The sequence below is a fragment of the Streptomyces sp. NPDC005374 genome (assembly GCF_042872225.1).
Classification (GTDB): Bacteria; Actinomycetota; Actinomycetes; order Streptomycetales; family Streptomycetaceae; genus Streptomyces.
In genome coordinates this window covers 1-20,402 of sequence record NZ_JBIAKA010000037.1, presented here as the reverse complement: position 1 = coordinate 20,402, position 20,402 = coordinate 1, and the positions used below count along the sequence as shown (strand labels likewise).

The window sequence follows — 20,402 nt, the reverse complement described above, 5'->3', positions numbered from 1 at the left end:
CGAAATGGAGCACCTGGCATGAGCACCCTCGACTTCAAGGTCCTCGACCTGGACTTCCCGGCCGGCAGCAAGAACAAGACCGCCACCCTCGTCACCGGCGAGAACGAGGCGCTGCTGGTGGACGCCGCCTTCACCCGCGCCGACGGCCACCGCCTCGCCGCCGAGATCCTCGACTCCGGCAAGCAGCTCACCACCGTCTTCGTCTCCCACGCCGACCCCGACTTCTACTTCGGTGCCGAGGTCATCGCCGACGCCTTCCCCGAGGCCGAGTTCGTCGCCACCCCCCTGGTCATCGAGCACATCAAGCACTCCTACGAGGGCAAGCTCAAGGCCTGGGCGGCCCTCGGCCCCAACCTGCCCACCCGCCTGGTCGACCTCACCCCGCTCACCGGCGACCTCACCCTGGAGGGCCACCGCTTCGAGCTCAAGGGCGGCCCTGAGGAGCTGTCCGACCGGCACTACCTCTGGCAGGCCGAGCACCGCGCCGTCCTCGGCGGCGTCCTGCTCTTCCAGCAGGAGCACGTCTGGGTCGCCGACACCGCCACCCCCGCCTCCCGCGCCGCCTGGATCACGCTGCTGGACGAGATGGCCGCCCTCGCCCCGGAGCTGGTCGTCCCCGGCCACCGTCTCCCCGGCACCGCGGCCGACGCCTCCGCCATCACCGCCACGCGTGACTACCTCGTCGCCTTCGAGGAGGAGCTCGGCAAGGCGGCCGACGGCGCCGCGCTGACCGAGGCGCTCGTGGCCCGCTACCCGGACAACGGCATGCTCATCGCGGCCCAGATCGGCGCCAAGGTCGCCAAGGGCGAGATGAAGTGGGGCTGACCATGACCGAGTTCGCCACCTCCACGGCCCCAGCCGACGTCGTACGGCGCCAGTACCTGGCCTCCGCCGCCGCTGACCTGGAAGCCCTGCGCGCCACCCTCGCCCCCGACGTCGAGTGGACGGAGATGGCCGGCTTCCCCCTCGCCGGCACCTACCGCACGCCCGACGGCGTCACGTCCAACGTGATGGAGAAGCTCGGCCAGGACTGGGACGGCTGGACCGCCCACGACGACACCTACGTCGTCGACGGCGAGAACGTCGTCGTGCTGGCCCGCTACACCGCGACCAACAAGGCCACGGGCAAGCCGATCGACGTCCGGGTCGCCCACCACTTCGTCGTACGGGGCGGACTCATCGTCCGCTTCGAACAGTTCGTGGACACCGCCCTCGTCCGCGAGGCCATGACGGACTGACGCGTTCCGCACCATCGCGAGGCAGGAGATCCACATGTCAGCCGGAGACAACAAAGCGCTGGTGATCGCCTTCTACGAGCAGGCGTTCAACGACTACCAGCCGGAAGAGGCCGCCGCCGCGCATCTCGGCGAGAGCTACATCCAGCACAATCCGGAGGCGCAGGACAGTCCGCAGGCGTTCGTCGGCTACGTCCACTGGCTGCGCGGGCAGTTCCCCGACCTGCGCCTGGACATCAAGCGCGCGATCGCCGAGGGGGACCTGGTGGTCACGCACAGCAACCTGCACCTCAAGCCCGGGGACCGTGGGATGGCCGTCGCGGACTTCTGGCGCGTCGTCGACGGGAAGATCGTCGAGCACTGGGACGTGATCCAGGAGGTGCCCGAGAAGAGCGCCAACGAGAACACCATGTTCTGAGCTCCGTGCCGGCCTCCACACCGGGTACCGCCGGGACCGGCCACTGGCCACAGGCCCCGTCTCTCGTCGCAAGGATGAGAGGCGGGGCCTTCGTGCGAGGAAGGGGCCGTCGTGCGGGGAGACCCAAGTCGGCGCCCGCAAGGCCGGAAGCCCTGGAGAGCTGCACTGGACACGCGTCATACGGACCGGGATCCGTCGTGCTCGACCGATACGGGGGCTGTCGGGGTCAGGCGCCCGGGTGCAGGCCGGGCCAGCCGGGTGTCGGGTCGCCCTTCACTTCACCGAAGTAGAGGGCGAAGGTCTGCTTCAGCCGCTCGACCTGGGCCCTGTCCTCCATGAAGCGGGGGAACCCGTCCACGTTGGCGTTCGGGTACTCCCAGATCGGCTTCAGGCCGGTGGGCGGCGCGATGTCGGTGCGTACCGACCAGCTGTTGGAGGTCTGACGCTCGGTGGACAGCTGCCAGTTGAGGTAGAGCTTGGCCGCCGTGGGGTTGGCGGCCTGCTTCAGGATCGCGATCCGCTGTCCCCAGCCCACGAACGGGTGTCCGTCGGGCATCATCCAGCGATTCGGGGTGGTGATGAGCGGGCTGCCACCCGTGCCGACACCGATGATCTTCTCCTTGGCGGTGACCGCGGTGCCGGGGGAGAAGGAGCCGCGGGCGAACTGCGGTTGCTGGGCGGCGAAATCGGCCACCCAGTCCCAGCCGTAGGTCTCCGCGTAGAGGGCGAAGAGGTAGAGCACCGCGTCGTCGTCGTGCGGGTAGGAAGAGGCGATGGCGCCCTTCCAGCGCGGGTCGACCAGGTCCAGCGGGGTCTGCGGCGCGTCGGCCCCGGCCGCCGCCACGTCGTACAGGTAGCTGAAGGCGATGACCATGCCGGCCACCCAGGCACCGTCCGGATCCCGGAACTTCTTGTGGAGCTTGCTGAAGCCGGCGGGCTTGTAGTGCAGCAGCCGTCCCTGGCGCTTCCAGCGGGTGAAATCGTGCAGCGTCTGCAACTGCACCACGTCGGGGACCAGGGTGTCGGTCGCGAACTGGTTGTCCACGCGGGCGTCGTGGTACTTGCTGTAGTCCACGATGAGATCGAGGTCGATCTGCGGGAACCGCTGGCGGAAGGCGGTCCGGGCGCCGGCGCCGCTGCCGGAGTTGGCGAGGTCGCCGCCCGCGTAGATCACGAGCTTGCCGCTTTCGGCGACGGCGGCCTCGTACAGCTCGTCGAGGCTCCTGGTCTCCTCGGGGCCGGCGCCGTGCGCAGCTGCGGTGGAGGCGGCCGCGGCGGGGGACGCGGTGGCGCCGAGTGTGCCGAGTCCGAGTGCGGCGCCGGCTCCGGTGGTGAGGAGACGCCGTCGACTGGGGAGGCTGGTCACTGGGGTAACCCTTTCTGCGTGGGGGCAGGGATGCTCCCGTCGTACGGGCGGCGGACCGCCTCGGCCGGGACAACGGGAGTGGAAACGGCCAGGCCGGTGTTCGCGTAGGGCCTGCTCGACAGGCCCATGCCAACCCCAAGCCTTCTCGCCCCGGCGCCCGTGACGGTGGCTGACGAACGCGGGGTGATCTGCTTGCCGGTGGCGAGGGTGGCGGTTCTGTTCATGCCGCCGACCGGAAGGTCCAGGCCGGGAACTGCGTATTCGAGCGTGCTCATCAGGGTCTTCGCTCTTCGGTCGAGAACGGGGCTCGCCGGCCGCGAGCGGTTCACCTGGATGGTATCTGACGAGTCAGGAATTCTCGGGCTGGATGCATGCGGTGTGATCCGAGTCGCATGTCTGCTGTGCGGTCGGGCAGTTGACGGGGCGGCCCTGCGGGCGGGCGTGTGCCCGCCGACCGTGAGGGGGCCGGCCCGGGCGCCCAGGTGAGGTCCTTCCTGTGGGATGTCCCGAAGGTGTCGCCCCGGCGTACCGGAGGTGTGGATGCGGTTGGTCAACCAAGACCTCCGCCCCGGCGTAGCAGGGTTCGACTCACCCAGTACGGGGCCATTTCGCGGAGTGGCCCCCGTGTGTGCCGTTCCGTGGGGGCGGGAGGTGTGCACACGAGCAGGGCTCGGCGACGGTCGTCTCCTCCTTCGGGGCGTCGTCGCCGGGCCTCTGCCCCTATCTCACCGGCACCCTCATACACCGATCGGTGTCCATTTCTTCGAGATCGAGTTACCCTCGCGGTATGACCACGGATGTGAAGCCGAGTTCCCGGGATCGGCTGCTGGAGGCGGCGGCCACGCTCACCTACCAGGGCGGTGTCAGCATCGGCATCGAGGCGCTGTGCAAGGCGGCGGGCGTGTCCAAGCGCTCGATGTACCAGCTGTTCGAGAGCAAGGACGACCTGCTGGCGGCAAGCCTCCAGGAGCGCGCCGCCGCCTTCGTGGCCGGGCTCCTGCCCGCGGCGGACGACGGCCGTTCACCCCGCGAGCGCATCCTGCACGTCTTCGAACAACTGGAGTCGCAGGCGAGCGCGCCCGATTACCACGGCTGCCGGTACCTGGCTGTGCAGATCGAACTGAAGGACCAGAGCCATCCTGCGAGCCGGGTAGCGCACCGGATCAAGGCCGACCTGATGGGTTTCTTCCGTGCCGAGGCCGAACAGGGTGGGGCGAGCGACCCCGAGCTGCTTGCCCGGCAGCTGATCCTGGTCTTCGACGGCGCCAGCGCCCGAGCCGGTATCGGCGCCGACAAGCTGACCGGTCTCGTCACGCCCACGGTGGCCACCCTGCTCGATGTGGCAGACGTGCGCTGACAGCTGGCTTTTCCGCGGCGGGCCCGACGCCGGATGCCGTCTCCGTGTGGGTGACGCCTTGCTGCCTTCCGGGGCAGGTCCCGTGACTTCACGTCCTGGTGTCTCGGGAAAGCGACGGCGCACCGCCAACGGTCCGACAGGAGCCCGGGGGTCCGCCGACGTCGTCCCCGACCGCAGCAGTCGGCCCCCACGATCGTCTGACGGGCCGAGCGGTACGTACGCCGTTTCGCGGTCCCGCCGCTGGTGACCGGCGCGTCGGTGACCCGCACCCTCACCGCGCCGATCACCGGCATGCACGAGCAGTCGAGGAGGCGCGCAGCACCGGGTTGCGTCGGCTGTCGCGGACCCGATCCCTGCGCTGAGCGCGGACGGTGGTCACCCCGGCGCGGAGCCCTGTCCGTCAGTACGAACGCCGCCCTTTCTCGACCGATGCCGCAGCTTGGCGGATGGACGGCCGACGTGCTCGTCCCACCCCCGGCGGCAGGACCCGAGCGCTGGTCCTGACCCGTGTCACCAACTCCGGCTTCGAATGGCCGCGGTGGGTGGTTCTGCCCGGCCGGCGGAGCGAATCCGCTCGGAGTCGGGCCTTTGCCGAACTGCGACTTCGAACGACACCGTCCGGCAGGCATCAAGCCGTGCTCCGGCGTCACGGCGTTCCGGCTGAGTCGGCGGCCCGCCCGGCCGGTACTTCGAACAGTGCCCGCTCCGGCGCACTGCCGCGCCTTCGGCACAGGTCACGCTTGGACTTGCGCGAGGAAACCGCGCGGTTTACTGTTGCGGAAACCGATCGGTTTCTCGCTTGGAGGCAGTTCGTGACCGCACTGAATGGCGCCACCGTCTTCGTCACCGGCGGCAGCCGGGGCATCGGCAAGGCTCTGGTGGAGGAGCTCTATGTGCGGGGTGCCGGGAAGGTGTACGCCTCCGCCCGTGACCCGCGCACCGTGTCGCATCCCGACGCCGTTGCGGTGGCTCTGGAGGTCACCGACCCGGCTTCCGTGGCGGCGGCGGCCGCGCAGGCGCAGGATGTCACCGTACTGATCAACAACGCCGGTGCCTCGGTCGGCGCGTCCTTCCTCGACTCCCCGGTCGAGGACATACGCCGGGAGTTCGAGACCAACTTCTACGGCCCCCTGCTGCTCACCCGGGCCTTCGTGCCGGTCATCGAGGGCAACGGCAGCGGCCACATCCTCAACGTGCACTCCGTGCTGTCCTGGATCGCCCTCGGCGGCTCCTACAGCGCCTCCAAGGCGGCTCTGTGGTCGCAGAGCAACTCGCTGCGCCTGGAGCTGCAGCCGCGCGGTATCACGGTGACGGGGCTGCATGTGGGGTACGTGGACACGGATTTGGCGGCGGGTGCCGAGGGCCCCAAGGCCGCCCCGCGTGACGTTGCCGTGCAGGCTCTGGACGGCATCGAGGCGGGAGCGTACGAGGTGCTCGCCGACGACATCACGCGGCAGGTCAAGGCAGGCCTGGCCGGTGACCTCGCAGGGCTGTACCCCCAGCTGACGAAATAGCCGCGTACCGCGGCGAGGAGAACCTGCCGCGCCTCATCGGCGCCACCGGCCTCACTGCCGGACCGCACCCGAGTCACCCATCTCATCCGCAGTTCACGCATTAGGAGACGACGGCATGACCAACCAGGATGCACGCCCCACGATTCAGGTTCCGGGAACCACGAGCCACACCCTCGCCGCACGCGCAGGACACCGAGGCGAGGGAAGACTGCGCTACCTCAAGGGGGGCACGGGTGCCCCCCTGGTCCTGCTGCACACCGTGCGCACCCAGGCCGAGCACTACCGCTCCCTCATCCCGCTGGTCTCCGACCAGTACACCGTGTACGCCCTGGACCTGCCGGGGATGGGCTACTCCGAGATCGTGCCCGGTGCGTCGTACGACGAGCCGGCGATGCGTGCCGGCGTCGAACGGCTCCTGACCGAACTCGACCTCCACGACGTGACCCTGGTGGGGGAGTCCATGGGTGCGGTGCTGGCCCTGACCACCGCGGCCGATCTGCCGGAGCGGGTGCGGCGCGTCGTCGCGGTGAACACGTACGACTTCAGCGGTGGAATCGCCCGCTCCAGCCTCCTCGCACGTCTGGTGGTCAGCGGTGTCCTCGCCCCGGGGGTGGGTCCGGTGATCGCCGGAGTGGAGCCCAAGCCGATCCTGCGCAGGGTCCTGCAGGGTGGCCTGGGCGACAAGAGCGCTCTGCGGCCGGACTACGTGGACGAGCTGCTCCAGGTGGGCGGCCGTCCTGGTTATCCGACCGTCGCCCGGGCCGTGTACCAGAGCCTGCCCAGCCTGATCGCGGCCCGCTCGCGCTACTCGGACGTCAAGGCCCCCATCCACCTCGTCTACGGGGAGAAGGACTGGTCCCGGCCCTCGGACCGGGAAGCCAACAAGAAGCTGCTGCCGACCGCTGACTTCACGCAGGTGCCCGGAGCCGGGCACTTCATCGCGCTGGAGAGGCCCGACGTGGTGGCGGACCTGTTGAACAGGGCGGTGTGACTGCCCCCGGCCCCTCCGCGTACGGCTCCCAGTCGGGTGCGTCACCTGGAGAAGCCCGGCCCGGCCATGTCGCGGGTCGGTGTCGCGGTGGGCTGAGGGGCAGCCACGCACCCTCGGGTCCACCAGATCCCGGAGTTCCAACCCGTCGACCCCGTCCTCGCCCACCGCGGAGCGCAGTGCCCCTGCCGGTCGTCCAGGGTCTTGCCGAGAGCGACTCCAGGACTCGCGCCGGGCATCGACCATGGAAGGTGGCCGGCGCTTCCCCTTGCCGAACTTCCCGCTGGGACACGGACGTTGGGCCGCCGCCGTGCGACCGTTCACCCGCGCCCGTGTGGGCCACCGCTCGCGCCTGCTTGCCAAGCGGACCGCTTCGGCACCCCGCGGTCCCGGTGCCGAGACATACCCGAAGCCGACGTCCGGTTGGGGGCCGGTACCTGGCCCCAGGTCCTCGACACACTCCGCGGCAGGGATTGACGGGGACGTCTGGGACGGTCACGTTGAACAACGCCAGGGGTGTGGGAGCGCTCCCGCGCCCCGTGGGGCGAGCGCGAGCTCACCTCGCACCGGCTTCACATCCGCCCGGACTGTCCACCCCCACTGAAGGATGGCCGTATGGAGACGCCCGAGCCCCGCGCCTTGTCCCGCAGAACGCTCGTGACCGCCACCGCCGCCGGGCTGGTCGCCGGCGTCGCCGCCCCGTCGTGGGCATCCGCCGCCCCGGCGCGGTTCCACACGGTGGGCCGGGTCAAAGCGGCCGCCGACGGGTTCGTGCGCTACAGCTGGCCCGGCATCTGCTTCGAGGGCCGGTTCCGCGGTACCGGCGTGGGCGTGGTCCTCGACGACTCCGACAACGACTACGACGTACAGATCGACGGCACGGCCACGGCCACCCTCGTGACGCCGGGCCGGACCACCGCCTGGATCCGGGGCCTGGCCGACACCGAGCACCGCGTGCGGCTCGTCAAAAGGACGGAAAGTCCTTGGGCGGAAGGCCGGTTCGGCGGTTTCGTCGCCGTTTCCGGCGGGGCGATCCTCGCCCGACCCCCGGCCCGGCGCAGACAGATCGAGTTCATCGGCGACTCCTACACCGTGGGCTACGGCAATCTCTCCGACACCCGCGACTGTTCGAGCAACGGCGGAGTGAACCGGAACACCGACGCCGACCTGTCCTTCGGAGCTCTCACCGCCCGGAAGCTCGGCGCCGACCACCAGATCAACGCCTACTCCGGCCGCGGAATGGTCCGCAACTACAACGGCGGCGGCCCCGGCACCGACTTCCGCACCTACTACGACCGTGCCCTGCTGAGCGTCGAGGGCGACGTCTGGCGGAAACCGGCCAGTTGGCGACCGCAGGTCGTCGTCATCGGACTCGGGCTCAACGACTTCTCAACACCCCTGAATCCGGACGAGCGTTGGGCCACGCAGGCCGAACTGGTCACCGCCTACGAGTCCGCCTACCACGGCTTCCTCGACAAACTGCGCGCCCGTTACGGCCCCAGGACCTTCCTCGTCGTCAGCGCGGCCAGCCTCAGCGCCACCGTCTTCGCCGAGACTGTGGAACGGATCGCCCGGACCCGCAACACGCGAGGCGACGACCGGGTCGGTTACTGGTACTACGACGACCCCGGCCTGGACCACCTCGGCTGCGACTGGCACCCCTCCGCACACGACCACCGGATCATCTCCGGCCTGCTCGAGGACCATCTCACCGCGCTTCCGCTGTGCTGGTAGCCGAAGCGGGGCGTCGGCAGCCTCGGGCGGGTTCCGCGGTCAGCTGATGCAGAGCAGGTTGAGCACGCAGAGCTGTGCCGGCTCGGTCGCCGTCGACGAGGGAGTCGTAGCCGTCTGCGAGTTGTCGGTGCTCGTGCCCGTGCTCGTACCCGTGCCGGTGTTCGTCGTCGTGGTGTTCGTGTCCGTGTTTTCGTCCGTGGACGAAGGCGTTTGCTGCGTCGCCGTGTCGACGGTGGCCGCGACCGATGCCGAGAGCGTGGACTGCGACTGGGACCGCGAGGCCGTCGTCGCTGTGGGCGTCGGGGCGGAGACGGAGTCGGTACGGACCGACGACCGGGTCGTGGTGGACGTCGAATCCACCGTCCGCCGGTGCGAGCCGACCTTGGTGGAGGGTGTGGTCGCGGAGGCCCGGTGCGTATCGGCCGACGTCGAACCCGTGCGGGTGTCGTCCGAGGTCGGCAGCTCCGCCCCGCCCATGGACCGGTTGTCCGGCGCAGTGGCCGCCTGGGTCCTGACGTTGGACTGCTGGCTCATCGCGGAGACGGTCAGGCCGCCTCCGACGAGGGCTACGGCGGTCGCGACCACGGCCTTGCGCTGGTTCTTCCTCCAACGGGCCCGCTGACGCCGACGGGCCGCCCGGCCCTCGGCCGCCACCGGCGCGTCCGCCACGTCCTCGGACGGCAGGTCGGCCGATGCGGCCGCGGTCAAGGACTCCTCGTGGAGGCCCGCGTCGTGCCAGGTGGGTGCCTCGTCCCAGGCCGTCGCCGCCGCGCCCGTCGTCGCGTGGAGGTGGGCGGGGGGAGCGATGTCGGGAGCGTAGGCGCCGCATCCGGGACACGCCAGGGCGCCGTTGAGATGGCGACGGCACGACGAGCAGTAGTCCATCTGGTCTTCCTGAGTCGACTGCACCATCGGCCCGCTGGCCGTGGCCGGTCTCGTTCGCACGGAGGATCGAGCCGGGGGTAAAAGTAGCGATGCTTTCGAAAGGCCGTGTGCAGCCTATGTGTCGCTCCTGCGGAGATGTCCGAGGGGTGCGGTGTGCGTGGGGCCGTAGGTCGTATTCGCGCCACTTGTCCGACGCGCGGCACTGGACCTGTGTCCGCTTACGGCCCTTCGCCGTCCCGCGCACGCCCTGGCCACGGCGAGTTGGCCGTGGCCAGGGTGTGCGCCCCGGTGCGGTGTCGCGACGCGCGTCGGCCCGCGTCGCGGGAGACCGCCGGATGTCGCTCGGCCTGACGGTCCAGAAGGTGGCGTGGTACTCGCCGTCGGGGCTGGACGGATCGGTCGGGGGCGGCGCGCTGTTGCCGACCGCGGCCCCGTGCCGGTGTCGACCCGGTGGACGTAGGCGAAGGAGCCGGGATCGGTGCCGCTGACGGCGTACTTTCCGGCCACGCCGTTGATGTACGACAACGGTGTGTTCGACAAGGTCACCTCGATCACCGGGCGCACTGTCGTCGGCTCCTGCCGGCCGAAGCCCGCCGACGGCACCGGTCAAGTCACCGATGGCCCTCATCCGGCCGGTGCGCAGGTCGTGCACGAACCTCCGGCGCCCGTGCCGCCAACGCCTCCAGCATGAGTTCCACCGCCTCCTCGAAGGAGCTGTCCGCCATCCCCGGCAGTTCCCGGCGTACGGCGGTGAGTGCCGGATACGTCCTCGGGTCCAGGTCCTGGTAGACGTCCCGCCACGCCCGGCGGTCGGCCTCGCGCTGCTGTCCGGGAAGCGCCTGGAACGCCGCCTCCGTCGCCGCATGGCTGAGAACGGTGTCGATGAAGGCCAGATAGAGCCGCGCCGCGTCGGCCGGCTCGAAGCCCGCGGAGAGCAGCAGACCGATACCGGTGTCCACCGCCTGGATCTCGCTCACGCGCCGGGTCACCCGGTGCGCGGCCATGGCGGCGGCCCGCGGATGGGCGACGTACCCGGCGCGCACCCTCAGCGCCATCTCGCGCAGCGAGGCCACCCAGTCACCGCCGGGGACGAACCCGGCCATCGCGTCGCCGATGATCCGGTCGGCGATGGCGAGCACCAGGTCGTCGGTGTCGTGGAAGTAGCGGTAGAGGGCGGTCGGGTCGCAGCCCAGTGCCGCGCCCAGCCGGCGCACGCTCAGCGCCTCGGGGCCGTGCTGGCCGATCAGCCGCAGCGCGGTCTCCACGATCAGGTCCTCGGACAGCAGGACACCGGAGCGGGTGGGCCGCCGCCGGCGGCGGTCCTGCGGGACACGGGTGGACATGACCGGGTTCCTCTCGCCGGGGGCCCCAGTGAACGACCCCCGGCCGCCTTACGTCAACAGGGTTGACCCAATGTGGACATCGGCTGTTCCATCACCTCACCGCGCGGCTCTTCCCCGTCTCCCGTCCCCGAGGAGCCCTCCATGTCGTCCGAACCCTCCCCGTCCTCCGCGCCGAGCCCGGCCCTGCGCCGCTCCCTCGGCGTCGTCGACGGCGTCGCCATCGCCGCCTCCAGCACCGCGGCCACCACCAGCATCGCCATCGGCATGGGCACGATCGCGACCATCGTGGGCCTCCAGGCCCCGGCCCTCCTGCTCCTGGCGTTCCTGCCGGTGCTCGGCATCGCCACCGCCTACGCCCGTCTGAACCGCTCCGAGCCGAACTGCGGCAACGGCTACGTCTGGGTCGGCAAGTCCCTCGGCCCCTGGCCCGGCTTCCTGACCGGCTGGGTCACCCTGGTCGGCTCGGTCATCTTCTGCGCCTACACCAGCGCGATCATGGGCTCGGTCGTCCTGATCTTCGCCAACAAGGCAGGCCTGCACAGCCTCGCAGGCATCGCCCTCGACCCGACGTCCACCGGTGTCACCACAGCCGTCGGACTGCTGATCCTCGTCGCCCTCACCGTCCTGGCCGTCACCGGCATACGCGCCGCCACCCGCTTCCAGTTCGCCCTCCTGGTCTTCGAGTACACGGTCCTGCTGGCCTTCTGCGGCTGGGCCGTGGTCACCGGCCACCACGCCGTGTCCCTCTCCTGGTTCAACCCCTTCGAGATCTCCAGCGGCACCGCCTTCGCCCAGGGCATGGTCCTCGCGGTGTTCTTCTTCTGGGGCTGGGACGCGGCCTTCAGCGTCAACGAGGAGACGAAGAGCCCCGGCGACGCGGCCCGCGGCGGCCTCATCGCCCTGTTCGCCATGCTCGGCCTGTTCCTCTTCGCCTCCGTCGCCTTCCAGCGGGAGATGAGCCTGAGCGAACTCGTCCGCAACGGCCCCCAGGCCCTCCCGTACCTCGGCGAGAAACTGGCCGCCGAACCCTGGGCCACCCTGCCCCTGGTCGCCCTGATGTTCTCCGCGGTCGCCTCGGTCCAGGCCACCCTGATCCCCACAGCGCGCGGCCTGTTCGCCATGAGCCGCGACAGAACCATGGGACCGCTGTGGACCCGCCTCCACCCGCGCTACGGCACCCCCGCCGCCGGCACCGTCGTCGTCATGGCCATCGCCGGCGTGATCGCCCTGCTCGCCGTCGCGATCCCCAAGCTGAGCGACATGCTGCTGGCCGCCGTCAACGCCATCGGCCTGATCGTCGCCCTCTACTACGGCCTCACCGCGATCGCCTGCGCCGTGCGCTTTCGCTCGGCGCGTCACGAAGGACCGCGGGAGGCGCTGCTCGCCATCGGCGTGCCGGCCGTGTCCGGCCTGATCCTGCTGGGCCTCGGCGGCTATCTCGGATACTCGTACCTGACCATGAGCGACCACTTCGAACTCAGCCCGGACAACGGCTGGTTCATGTTCTCGCTGCCCGCCGCGATCGTGCTCGCCGGTCTCGGCATGGCCGCCGTGGCCAAGTACGCCAGGCACTCGCCCTACTTCACGACGGGCCGCGGCACCGACGCCGAGTCCCTGACCCTTCCGATGGACCGTACGGCGGCCTGACCCTCTCTGGAGTTCACCCCATGTCACACACCGCGGACCTCGTCCTCACCGGCGGTCCCGTGCACACCGTCGATCCCGCCCGCAGCCGTGCCACCTCGGTGGCCGTGCGCGACGGACTGATCGCCGCCGTCGGTCACGACGAGGTGCGCGAGCTGATCGGCCCGCGCACCGAAGTCGTCGACCTGGCCGGGAGGTTGTTGCTCCCCGGCTTCCAGGACGCCCATGTCCACCCGCAGGGCGCGGGTCTCGAACTCGGCCTGTGCCACCTCGCCGACACCGTCGACCCGGGCGAGTACCTGCGCAGGATCAGGACGTACGCCGACCAGAACCCGGACGTCGAGTGGATCACCGGCGGCGGCTGGTCCCTGGAGGCGTTCCCCGGCGGCGCCCCCAGCGCCGCGGCTCTCGACGCGATCGTCCCGGACCGCCCCGTCTTCCTCCCCAACCGCGACCACCACGGCGCCTGGGTCAACAGCCGGGCCCTGGAACGCGCGGGCATCGACTCCCGCACCCCCGACCCCGCCGACGGCCGGATCGAACGCGACACCGACGGCAACCCCACCGGAATGCTCCAGGAGGGCGCCGTCCACCTGGTGGGACGGCTGGTCCCGGATCCCACGCCGCAGGAGCAACTCACCGCCCTGCTGCGGGCCCAGGCGGTGCTGCACTCGTACGGCGTCACCGCCTGGCAGGACGCCATCGTCGGCACATACGCCAACATGACCGACCCGGCGCCCACCTACCGGGCCGCCATCGACCAGGACCTGCTCACCGCCCGCGTGGTCGGCGCCCTGTGGTGGGACCGGGCACGCGGCGCCGAACAGATCCCCGAACTCATCGCCAAACGGGAGGAGTTGAGCGGAACGCTGTTCCGGGCGACCACCGTGAAGGTCATGCAGGACGGCATCGCCGAGAACCACACCGCGGCGATGCTCGACCCGTATCTGACCGGCTGCGGCTGTGCCTCGGACAACAGCGGCATCAGCTTCGTCGAGCCGGGCGACCTGAAGAAGTACGTCACCGAACTCGACGCGGCCGGCTTCCAGGTCCACTTCCACGCGCTCGGCGACCGCGCGGTGCGCGAGGCCCTCGACGCCGTGGAGTCGGCCCGCACGGCCAACGGATGGCGCGACACACGCCACCACCTGGCGCATCTCCAGGTCGTGCACCCGTCCGATGTACCCCGGTTCCGTGCCCTGGGAGCGAGCGCCAACCTGCAGATGCTGTGGGCCGCGCACGAACCGCAGATGGACGAACTGACCCTGCCCTTCCTCGGCGCCGAACGCGGCGCACGGCAGTACCCCTTCGGCGACCTGCTGCGGGCCGGCGCGACCCTGGCCGCCGGAAGCGACTGGCCGGTCAGCAGCCCCGATCCGTTCCAGGCCATCCATGTCGCCGTCAACCGGATCGCCCCGGAAGCACCCAAGGGCACACCCGAGTTCCTCCCGGAGCAGCGACTCGACCTGGGCACCGCCATCGCCGCGTACACGGCGGGCAGCGCCCATGTGAACCACCTCGACGGGCTCACCGGCAGCATCACCGTCGGGAGGGCGGCCGACCTCGTCGTACTGGACCGTGACCCGTTCGCGGGGCCGCCCGAGGAGATCGCCGCAACCCGGGTCCTGCAGACCTTCGTGGCGGGCCGGCGGGTCCACGCGGCCCGGGACGCCTGAGCCCTGCCGACGACGAGGAGCTCAGGCCGGCTGCCACAGCTCGACGCGGTTGCCCTCGGGGTCGGTGACCCAGCCGAAGCGGCCGACGCCCTCCATGTCCTGCGTTTCCTCGGCCACGTCCGCTCCCTGGGCGCGCAGTTGCGCGAGCATCGCGTCCAGATCGCGGACCCGGAAGTTGAGCATGGTCTGCTGGGTGCGGGACCCGAAGTAGTCGGTGTCGGACTCGAACGCCGCGAACACCGTCGGCCCGGCCTCCTGACGCCACAGGCCGTTCTCGTCGGCGTCCAGGCCCAGGTGGTCGCGGTACCACGCGCTCAGGGTCACCGGGTCGGCCGCCCTCATGAAGTGTCCGCCGATTCCAAGCACACGTTCCATGGCGTCATCCTGCCAGGACGGCCGGTCCCGTGCCCTTCGTAGCCTCTCTTGGTCCTTCGTGGGGATGTCCCGAACAGGCAAACGCCGACGTCCTTCCCGGGGAAGACCCGGCCGCGGCCACCGGTGTTCACTGTCGGCCACTCACCCACTCGGCCACGCAGCCACGCCGTGCCGCGTCACAAGGGAGCTCGCCATGCCCGAAACAGCCGGTGCGGAGTTCTGGAAAGACCTCAGGCCGATCCAGAACTCCCTCAAGCCGGACGCCCTGCCCGAGGTCTATCTGCCCCAGGTGGCCACCGACGACGACCGCTACTACGTACCGTTCACCGAGACCGTCGGCTCCCGCCCGCTGTGGATCAACGTCAAGGACAACTCGTGGGCCGACATCCTGCGCGCCAAGGAGGCGGGGCTGGTCAACCGGCACTACCACCCGCACGAGGTGTTCGCGTACACGATCTCCGGGAAGTGGGGCTATCTGGAGCGGCCCTGGACCGCGCGCGCCGGTGACTTCGTCTACGAGTCGCCCGGCGAGGGGCACACGCTGGTGGCCTACGAGAGCGACGAGCCGATGAAGGCGTTCTTCATCGTCAAGGGACCGCTGATCTGGCTGGACGAGAACGGCGAGACCGAAGGGTACTTCGACGTGCACGACTACATCGCGATGTGCCGCACGCACTTCGAGAAGGTCGGCATCGGAGCGGACTACGTCGACTCGCTCTTCCGGTGATCCGGCCGCACCCGTGGCATCGGGCGGGGGAGTAGCGGCATCCTGGTCCCGGAGCGTGCCTATCGGGGGTGCGCGGACAGGAAACGGAGACCCAGGTGACCGTGCCGCTCGCCTCTCACGTCTCCCGCGTCTCCACACGGTCCGTCGACCCCGCCGACCGGATCGACTTCTGGGAGGAGTACAACCGGCAGGCGCTGGTCGGCCTGACCTGCTCCTCCTACTCCCCGGACGGCCTGCTGGCCACCCAGTCCAACGTCCGGCTGGGCGGCCTGCGCCTCGCCGAGATCACCGGCAACGAGCACGTCATCCAACGCACGCTGCGGACTTGCCAGGACCTCCCGAAGGACTCGGTCTTCGTCAGCCTGCTGACGGACGGCCAGGCGGTGTTCTTCCACGAGGGAGGCTGCCTCACCGTCCGGCCGGGCGACGTGGTCCTCTACGACACCCGACGGTCCTACCTGTTCGGATTCCCCTCCGCCATGCGCCAGTTGCTCGTGGACATCCCCCGCGAGGTCTTCGCCGAGCGGTGCGCGTCCTACGACATGGCGGCGCCCATGCTGTTCGGCCGGGGCGCGATGACGTCGGCGATGCGGTCGGTGCTGAGCGACTGGATCGCCGGGGGCGGTGATCCCGCGCGGACCGCGGCCGCCCTGCCGGGTGCCGACCCTGCCTCGGCCGAGGCCACCGTGCTGGACCTCGTCCGTACGCTGGCCGCGCCCCGGCTGGGGGGTGCCCGGCCGGGGGACGCTGCCCCGTCGCCCGCCGCGTCCGCCCGGCTCGCCATGGCCCGGGACCACATCGACCGGCACCTGTCCGACCCCGCGCTGAGCGCGGAACGGGTCGCGGAGGCGATCGGGGTCTCCGCCCGCCAGCTCAGCCGCGTCTTCCGGCAGACCGGCGTCGGTCCCGCCCGTCACATCCTCGACCGCAGGCTCGACGAAGCCCGCGAGCAGCTCGCCGACCCGGGCTCCCGCCACCTCACGGTCGCCGACATAGCCCACCGCTGGGGCTTCGCCAGCCAGGCCCACTTCACCCGCGTCTTCCGCACCCGCTTCGACGAGACCCCCGGGGAGACTCGCCCGCCACGCGTCTGAGCCCCTGGGGATGAAGGACGCGGGCAGGCCTCGGCGCAGCAGGTCGTTGCGTACGGCGCGCTGCAGGGGGAGCGGACCGCACAGGTTCGGTACACATGGGGTTACGCATGGCGTCGCACGCGGAGCGGAAGGCCCGGCGACGGTCCTGGTGTTCGCGGCTCCGGGCCGCCCGCCCGTCGGGTGGACTACGGCCTGGCCTCCACCGGCGCCCGCTCGTCCAGCAGCCCTTCGTCGCGCAGGTCGTCCCACACCTGTGCCGGGATGTCCGCCCCGAACGCCGCCATGTTGCTGTGCACCTCGTCCGCCGTGCGCATGCCGACGACGATGCCCGCGACCGCCGGATGGCGCAGCGGAAAGGCCATCGCCAGCTCCGGGAGGGTCGTGCCGTGGGCCTCGCAGGCGTCCGCGATGCGGTGCGCGCGTTCGACCAGCCGTGGTGCGGCGGGTGCGTAGTCGAAGGTGGCGCCGTCGAGGGGCCTTGCCGTGGCGAGGAGCCCGGAGTTGAAGACCGACGCCGCGATGACCGAGATGCCCCGGTCGGTGCACGCGGGCAGGAGTTCGTCGAGGGCGCTGTGGTCCAGGAGCGTGTAGCGGCCGGACAGCATCACGACATCGACGTCCGACTCCTCGACCAACCGGGTGAGCTTTCCGGGGTGGTACATCCCGGCGCCGATCGCCCCCACCACGCCCTGCGCACGCAGCTCGGCGAGGGCCGGGTACCCGTCGCGCAGGGCGTCCTCGAAGTGCTGCTCCGCGTCGTGCAGGAACAGCACGTCGATACGGTCGACGCCCATCCGCTCCAGCGAGTCCTCCACGCTGCGCAGCACACCGTCCCGCGTGAAGTCCCACACCCTGCGATGGGTGGCGGGCACCGCGAAGCTCTCGTCCATCCGGCCCGCCGGGTCCTGCGGGACCAGCAGCCGGCCCACCTTCGTCGACAACGTCACCTCGTCGCGCGGCCTGCCGCGCACCAGGGTGCCGGTGCGGCGCTCGGAGTGGCCGATGCCGTAGTGCGGGGAGGTGTCGAAGTAGCGGATCCCGCTGTCCCAGGCCGCCTCCAGGGCGCTCGCGGCGGTCCCGTCGTCCAGGGGTGCGAAGAGTCCGCCGAGCGGACCGCCGCCGAAGCCCAGCTCCGTGACGTGCACGTCGGTCTTCCCGAGCCGGTTCTGCCTCATCCACGTTCCCCTCGTGCGGCCGACACAGCGCGATCATCCTGCCGCCACGAGCCGCACCCGGCCAAGGGGTTTTCCTGGCGCCCGTAACGTAGACCAACTGGTCCATACCCTCCCGTGATTCGTGTCCCGGTCAGCGGAAAGCCCCCAGCGTTCGCCCTGATCGCGAATTCACAATGAGGCGATCCCGCCGCCGAGCGCGGCACACATGATGCATGTGTTTCACCGGTACGCAGGAGGTGTGCGGCGTGGCGCACGAAGTCGTCGATCGTATCGAGGAGATCGGGCCCGAACTGGCCGGGCTGGCCGAAGAGAACGAAAAGATCGGCAAGTTGAGCGACAAGACCGTCGCGCTGCTGCGTTCGGCAGGGGTGATCAGGCTTCTCCAGCCGAAGGAATTCGGCGGTCACGCCGCGCATCCCCGGGATTTCGCGGAAGCGGTCATGGCGGTCGCACGTCATGACGGAGCCGCGGGCTGGGTGAGCGGAGTCGTCGGAGTGCACCCGTGGGAACTGGCGCAGCTGGACTCCCGGCTCGCCCACGAGGTGTGGGACGCCGACCCGGACACCTGGATCGCCTCGCCCTACATGCCGGGCGGCATCGCCGACCCCGTCGACGGCGGCTACGTCCTCAGCGGACGCTGGCCGTTCTCCTCGGGCAGCGACCACTGCTCCTGGGACTTCCTCGGCGCGCTCGTCGGGGACGGCAAGGGGAAGCCGGCCGGGCCGATCAGCGTGCTGCACGTCGTGCTGCCCCGCTCGGACTACAAGCTCGTCGACGACTCCTGGGACGTCATCGGACTGTCCGGCACGGGCAGCAAGGACGTCGTGGTCGACAAGGCCTTCATCCCCGAATACCGCACGATCCGGCAGGAGTTGGTCACCGAGGGGCGGGCCGCCGAGGCCGTCGGGCTGACCGAGACGCTGTACCGGCTGCCGTTCAGCGCGATGTTCCCGCTCGGGATCACCGCCGCCGTCGTCGGGATGTGCGAGGGCGCCCTGGCCCTTCATCTGGGCCAGCAGCGCGAACGGGTCGCCGTGACCGGCGTCCAGGTGCGGGACGATCCGTACGTCCTCTACGCCGCCGGAGAGGCGGCCGCGGAGATCGCCGCATCCCGGGTCCAACTGATCGACGGCATCAGCCGGTTGTACGACCAGGTCGAGGCGGGCCAACCTCTGACCATCGAGGATCGGGCCAGGGTCCGGCGCAACCAGGTGCGGTGTGCCTGGCGGGCGGTCTCCGCGCTCGACGAGATCTTCGTACGGTCCGGTGGCAACGCGATCCGGCGGGGCAACCCGCTGCAGCGGTACTGGCGGGACGCGCACGTGGGACTCCAGCACATGATCCACGTTCCCGGCGCGGCGTACCACGCCGACGCCCTCGCACAGATGGGTCTCGAGCTGCCCGAGTCCATGCGCGTCGTGATCTGAGGACGCGTATGGACACGATCAACGGACGGTATTTCCGGGGGGTGTTGGGCCACTTCCCGACGAGCGTGGTCGCCATCACCACCACGGACGGCGACGAACGGCCCCAGGGACTGGTCGTCGGGACCTTCATGTCCGTCTCCCTGGACCCGCCCCTGGTCTCCTTCCTGGTGGACGGTTCCTCCAAGACCCTCCCGGCGATCCGGACCGCCGGGCGCTTCTGCGCCAACGCGCTCGCGGGAAACCAGGAACGGCTGTCCCGTCAGATGGCGGCCGGGGGAGCCGACCGCTTCGACGGCGTGACCTGGAAATCGTCCCCGCTCGGAAATCCCGTACTGGACGGGATCGTCGCGTGGGTCGACTGCGGAGTGGAGAAAGTCGTGGAGATCGGTGACCACTTCCTGGTCGTCGGACGAGTCCGGCATCTCCGCGTCGAATCGAAAAGGACCCCGCTGCTCTTCTTCCGCGGCGGATACGGCGACTACCTCTCCACTACGAACCTGGTGCTGGACAGGCTTGTCGGCTGGTGAAACGGGCCGACGCGATCAAAGGAGATCGTTCATGCGGCAAGACCTCTATCTCAGACTGGAACGCCTGTCGGCCTGGTGCGGATTCATCCTGCTGGTGGGATTCATAGCCGCTTTCACCGCGGGACACCTGCTCACCCCGATGAGTCCGACGGAAAGCCCCGACGGCATCGTCGCCTTTCTGAACGACCACCGGACGGGCATCCTCACCTGTGTCGTCATCATGGTGCTGACCGTCCCGTTCGAGTACCCGTACGTCGTCGTGACCAGCCTCCAGATGCGCCGGGTCGAAGGCGGCTGGGGCCTGCTGTCCATGATCCAGCTCACCACCGGCGTCGTCGCCCCGCTCGGGTTCTTCTTCCCGCTCGCGATCCTCGCCGCCGCGGCCTATCGACCCGAGATCCACTCCGCCGACGTACTGTCCGCGATGTCCGACACCTTCTGGCTCATGCTGGTGGGCAACGCGTGCATCTTCGTGCTCCAGGTCTGGTCGATCGGCTACGCCTCCTTCGTCGACCACCGCTCCAAGCCGATCTTCCCCCGCTGGTACGGCTGGCTGAGCATCGTGCTGGGGGTGCTCCTCATCCCGGGGGCCTTCGTCTATCTCCACCAGAGCGGGCCGCTGGCCTGGGACGGACTGCTGGCCAACGTGATCCCCACGGCGACCTACTTCGTCTGGAAGATCGCCACGCCGATCGTGCTGCTGCGGGCAGTCAAGCAGGAGGAGACGGAGCTCGCGGAGAAGGAGACGGTGCCGGAGGCCCACCTCGCCACCTCCTGACGGGGGACGGGAAAGGGCGGTGGGCGGGGGGGGGCGTTCCCCCCCCCCCCCCCCCCTGTGTGGTCCCCCCCGGGTCCGGGGGGCACCCCCCCCCCCCCAAACCCCCGCCCCCCCCGCCGCGCCCCCGGGGCGGAGGTCC

Annotated in this window: 20 protein-coding genes; 14 read left to right on the top strand and 6 right to left on the bottom strand. The window is 70.3% G+C overall.

What is annotated here, in order from left to right:
• Nucleotides 1–18: 18 nt before the first annotated feature.
• From ACFYRX_RS46320 to ACFYRX_RS46310, 3 genes are read left to right on the top strand one after another with little or no spacing between them, the layout of a single operon-like run.
• Complete coding sequence (locus ACFYRX_RS46320; protein WP_389113413.1) at nucleotides 19–825, top strand: MBL fold metallo-hydrolase; 807 nt, start codon at nucleotides 19–21, stop codon at nucleotides 823–825.
• A 2-nt stretch (nucleotides 826–827) separates the two neighbouring features.
• Complete coding sequence (locus tag ACFYRX_RS46315; protein ID WP_389113411.1) at nucleotides 828–1,238, top strand: nuclear transport factor 2 family protein; 411 nt, start codon at nucleotides 828–830, stop codon at nucleotides 1,236–1,238.
• 34 nt (nucleotides 1,239–1,272) lie between these two features.
• On the top strand, nucleotides 1,273–1,653 hold the full coding sequence (locus ACFYRX_RS46310; protein ID WP_389113409.1) for a nuclear transport factor 2 family protein: 381 nt from the start codon (nucleotides 1,273–1,275) through the stop codon (nucleotides 1,651–1,653).
• Nucleotides 1,654–1,879: 226 nt separating this feature from the next.
• Here ACFYRX_RS46310 and ACFYRX_RS46305 read toward each other — a convergent pair whose 3' ends face one another.
• Together ACFYRX_RS46305 and ACFYRX_RS46300 are read right to left on the bottom strand one after the other, a co-directional pair.
• Nucleotides 1,880–3,019 carry an ABC transporter substrate-binding protein gene (locus ACFYRX_RS46305; protein WP_389113407.1) on the bottom strand — a complete coding sequence of 380 codons (1,140 nt, stop codon included), beginning with the start codon at nucleotides 3,017–3,019 and terminating at the stop codon, nucleotides 1,880–1,882.
• Complete coding sequence (locus tag ACFYRX_RS46300; RefSeq protein WP_389113405.1) at nucleotides 3,016–3,294, bottom strand: hypothetical protein; 279 nt, start codon at nucleotides 3,292–3,294, stop codon at nucleotides 3,016–3,018. Before ACFYRX_RS46300 ends, ACFYRX_RS46305 begins: the two co-directional genes overlap by 4 nt.
• Before the next feature lie 512 nt (nucleotides 3,295–3,806).
• Here ACFYRX_RS46300 and ACFYRX_RS46295 point away from each other — a divergent pair.
• The 4 genes from ACFYRX_RS46295 (at nucleotide 3,807) to ACFYRX_RS46280 (ending at nucleotide 8,612) form a co-directional block, all read left to right on the top strand.
• Nucleotides 3,807–4,376 (top strand): TetR/AcrR family transcriptional regulator, encoded by a 570-nt coding sequence (locus ACFYRX_RS46295; RefSeq protein WP_389113403.1) that lies wholly within the window; start codon nucleotides 3,807–3,809, stop codon nucleotides 4,374–4,376.
• Nucleotides 4,377–5,188: 812 nt separating this feature from the next.
• Nucleotides 5,189–5,890, top strand: a complete 702-nt coding sequence (locus ACFYRX_RS46290; RefSeq protein ID WP_389113401.1) for an SDR family oxidoreductase — start codon at nucleotides 5,189–5,191, stop codon at nucleotides 5,888–5,890.
• A gap of 115 nt (nucleotides 5,891–6,005) precedes the next feature.
• Entirely contained in the window at nucleotides 6,006–6,881 is an 876-nt protein-coding gene (locus tag ACFYRX_RS46285; RefSeq protein ID WP_389113399.1) for an alpha/beta fold hydrolase, read from the top strand.
• A gap of 612 nt (nucleotides 6,882–7,493) precedes the next feature.
• A complete protein-coding gene (locus tag ACFYRX_RS46280) occupies nucleotides 7,494–8,612 on the top strand; it encodes an SGNH/GDSL hydrolase family protein (protein ID WP_389113397.1) in 1,119 nt (372 codons plus the stop codon).
• Between the two features lie 39 nt (nucleotides 8,613–8,651).
• Here the strand turns inward: ACFYRX_RS46280 and ACFYRX_RS46275 are convergent, their stop codons facing one another.
• Both ACFYRX_RS46275 and ACFYRX_RS46270 read right to left on the bottom strand, forming a co-directional pair.
• Complete coding sequence (locus tag ACFYRX_RS46275; RefSeq protein WP_389113395.1) at nucleotides 8,652–9,497, bottom strand: hypothetical protein; 846 nt, start codon at nucleotides 9,495–9,497, stop codon at nucleotides 8,652–8,654.
• 611 nt (nucleotides 9,498–10,108) lie between these two features.
• Complete coding sequence (locus ACFYRX_RS46270; RefSeq protein WP_389113393.1) at nucleotides 10,109–10,840, bottom strand: TetR/AcrR family transcriptional regulator; 732 nt, start codon at nucleotides 10,838–10,840, stop codon at nucleotides 10,109–10,111.
• 141 nt (nucleotides 10,841–10,981) lie between these two features.
• On the opposite strand from ACFYRX_RS46270, the gene ACFYRX_RS46265 reads away from it, so the two are divergent.
• Nucleotides 10,982–12,487: an APC family permease gene (locus ACFYRX_RS46265; RefSeq protein WP_389113391.1), complete on the top strand. Its 1,506-nt coding sequence runs from the start codon at nucleotides 10,982–10,984 to the stop codon at nucleotides 12,485–12,487.
• A 20-nt stretch (nucleotides 12,488–12,507) separates the two neighbouring features.
• Nucleotides 12,508–14,160: an amidohydrolase gene (locus tag ACFYRX_RS46260; RefSeq protein ID WP_389113389.1), complete on the top strand. Its 1,653-nt coding sequence runs from the start codon at nucleotides 12,508–12,510 to the stop codon at nucleotides 14,158–14,160.
• A 21-nt stretch (nucleotides 14,161–14,181) separates the two neighbouring features.
• Here the strand turns inward: ACFYRX_RS46260 and ACFYRX_RS46255 are convergent, their stop codons facing one another.
• A complete protein-coding gene (locus ACFYRX_RS46255) occupies nucleotides 14,182–14,535 on the bottom strand; it encodes a VOC family protein (RefSeq protein ID WP_389113387.1) in 354 nt (117 codons plus the stop codon).
• A gap of 193 nt (nucleotides 14,536–14,728) precedes the next feature.
• On the opposite strand from ACFYRX_RS46255, the gene ACFYRX_RS46250 reads away from it, so the two are divergent.
• Nucleotides 14,729–15,262: a 2,4'-dihydroxyacetophenone dioxygenase family protein gene (locus ACFYRX_RS46250; RefSeq protein WP_389113385.1), complete on the top strand. Its 534-nt coding sequence runs from the start codon at nucleotides 14,729–14,731 to the stop codon at nucleotides 15,260–15,262.
• Between the two features lie 95 nt (nucleotides 15,263–15,357).
• Nucleotides 15,358–16,356: an AraC family transcriptional regulator gene (locus ACFYRX_RS46245; protein ID WP_389113383.1), complete on the top strand. Its 999-nt coding sequence runs from the start codon at nucleotides 15,358–15,360 to the stop codon at nucleotides 16,354–16,356.
• Nucleotides 16,357–16,541: 185 nt separating this feature from the next.
• Here the strand turns inward: ACFYRX_RS46245 and ACFYRX_RS46240 are convergent, their stop codons facing one another.
• On the bottom strand, nucleotides 16,542–17,531 hold the full coding sequence (locus tag ACFYRX_RS46240; RefSeq protein ID WP_389113381.1) for an aldo/keto reductase: 990 nt from the start codon (nucleotides 17,529–17,531) through the stop codon (nucleotides 16,542–16,544).
• A 245-nt stretch (nucleotides 17,532–17,776) separates the two neighbouring features.
• Here ACFYRX_RS46240 and ACFYRX_RS46235 point away from each other — a divergent pair, with 245 nt between their 5' ends.
• The 3 genes from ACFYRX_RS46235 to ACFYRX_RS46225 are packed head-to-tail and all read left to right on the top strand — an operon-like array spanning nucleotide 17,777 to nucleotide 20,263.
• On the top strand, nucleotides 17,777–18,958 hold the full coding sequence (locus tag ACFYRX_RS46235) for a hydroxylase (protein WP_389113378.1): 1,182 nt from the start codon (nucleotides 17,777–17,779) through the stop codon (nucleotides 18,956–18,958).
• Between the two features lie 8 nt (nucleotides 18,959–18,966).
• Complete coding sequence (locus ACFYRX_RS46230; protein ID WP_389113376.1) at nucleotides 18,967–19,485, top strand: flavin reductase family protein; 519 nt, start codon at nucleotides 18,967–18,969, stop codon at nucleotides 19,483–19,485.
• A gap of 31 nt (nucleotides 19,486–19,516) precedes the next feature.
• A complete protein-coding gene (locus ACFYRX_RS46225; protein ID WP_389113374.1) occupies nucleotides 19,517–20,263 on the top strand; it encodes a hypothetical protein in 747 nt (248 codons plus the stop codon).
• Nucleotides 20,264–20,402 lie beyond the last annotated feature (139 nt).

Coding starts and splice junctions, on each gene's coding strand:
- ACFYRX_RS46320 (WP_389113413.1), top strand. CDS start 19: ATGAGCACCCTCGACTTCAAGGTCCTCGACCTGGACTTCCCGGCCGGC.
- ACFYRX_RS46315 (WP_389113411.1), top strand. CDS start 828: ATGACCGAGTTCGCCACCTCCACGGCCCCAGCCGACGTCGTACGGCGC.
- ACFYRX_RS46310 (WP_389113409.1), top strand. CDS start 1,273: ATGTCAGCCGGAGACAACAAAGCGCTGGTGATCGCCTTCTACGAGCAG.
- ACFYRX_RS46300 (WP_389113405.1), bottom strand. CDS start 3,294: ATGAGCACGCTCGAATACGCAGTTCCCGGCCTGGACCTTCCGGTCGGC.
- ACFYRX_RS46295 (WP_389113403.1), top strand. CDS start 3,807: ATGACCACGGATGTGAAGCCGAGTTCCCGGGATCGGCTGCTGGAGGCG.
- ACFYRX_RS46285 (WP_389113399.1), top strand. CDS start 6,006: ATGACCAACCAGGATGCACGCCCCACGATTCAGGTTCCGGGAACCACG.
- ACFYRX_RS46280 (WP_389113397.1), top strand. CDS start 7,494: ATGGAGACGCCCGAGCCCCGCGCCTTGTCCCGCAGAACGCTCGTGACC.
- ACFYRX_RS46275 (WP_389113395.1), bottom strand. CDS start 9,497: ATGGACTACTGCTCGTCGTGCCGTCGCCATCTCAACGGCGCCCTGGCG.
- ACFYRX_RS46270 (WP_389113393.1), bottom strand. CDS start 10,840: ATGTCCACCCGTGTCCCGCAGGACCGCCGCCGGCGGCGGCCCACCCGC.
- ACFYRX_RS46265 (WP_389113391.1), top strand. CDS start 10,982: ATGTCGTCCGAACCCTCCCCGTCCTCCGCGCCGAGCCCGGCCCTGCGC.
- ACFYRX_RS46260 (WP_389113389.1), top strand. CDS start 12,508: ATGTCACACACCGCGGACCTCGTCCTCACCGGCGGTCCCGTGCACACC.
- ACFYRX_RS46255 (WP_389113387.1), bottom strand. CDS start 14,535: ATGGAACGTGTGCTTGGAATCGGCGGACACTTCATGAGGGCGGCCGAC.
- ACFYRX_RS46250 (WP_389113385.1), top strand. CDS start 14,729: ATGCCCGAAACAGCCGGTGCGGAGTTCTGGAAAGACCTCAGGCCGATC.
- ACFYRX_RS46240 (WP_389113381.1), bottom strand. CDS start 17,531: ATGAGGCAGAACCGGCTCGGGAAGACCGACGTGCACGTCACGGAGCTG.
- ACFYRX_RS46230 (WP_389113376.1), top strand. CDS start 18,967: ATGGACACGATCAACGGACGGTATTTCCGGGGGGTGTTGGGCCACTTC.
- ACFYRX_RS46225 (WP_389113374.1), top strand. CDS start 19,517: ATGCGGCAAGACCTCTATCTCAGACTGGAACGCCTGTCGGCCTGGTGC.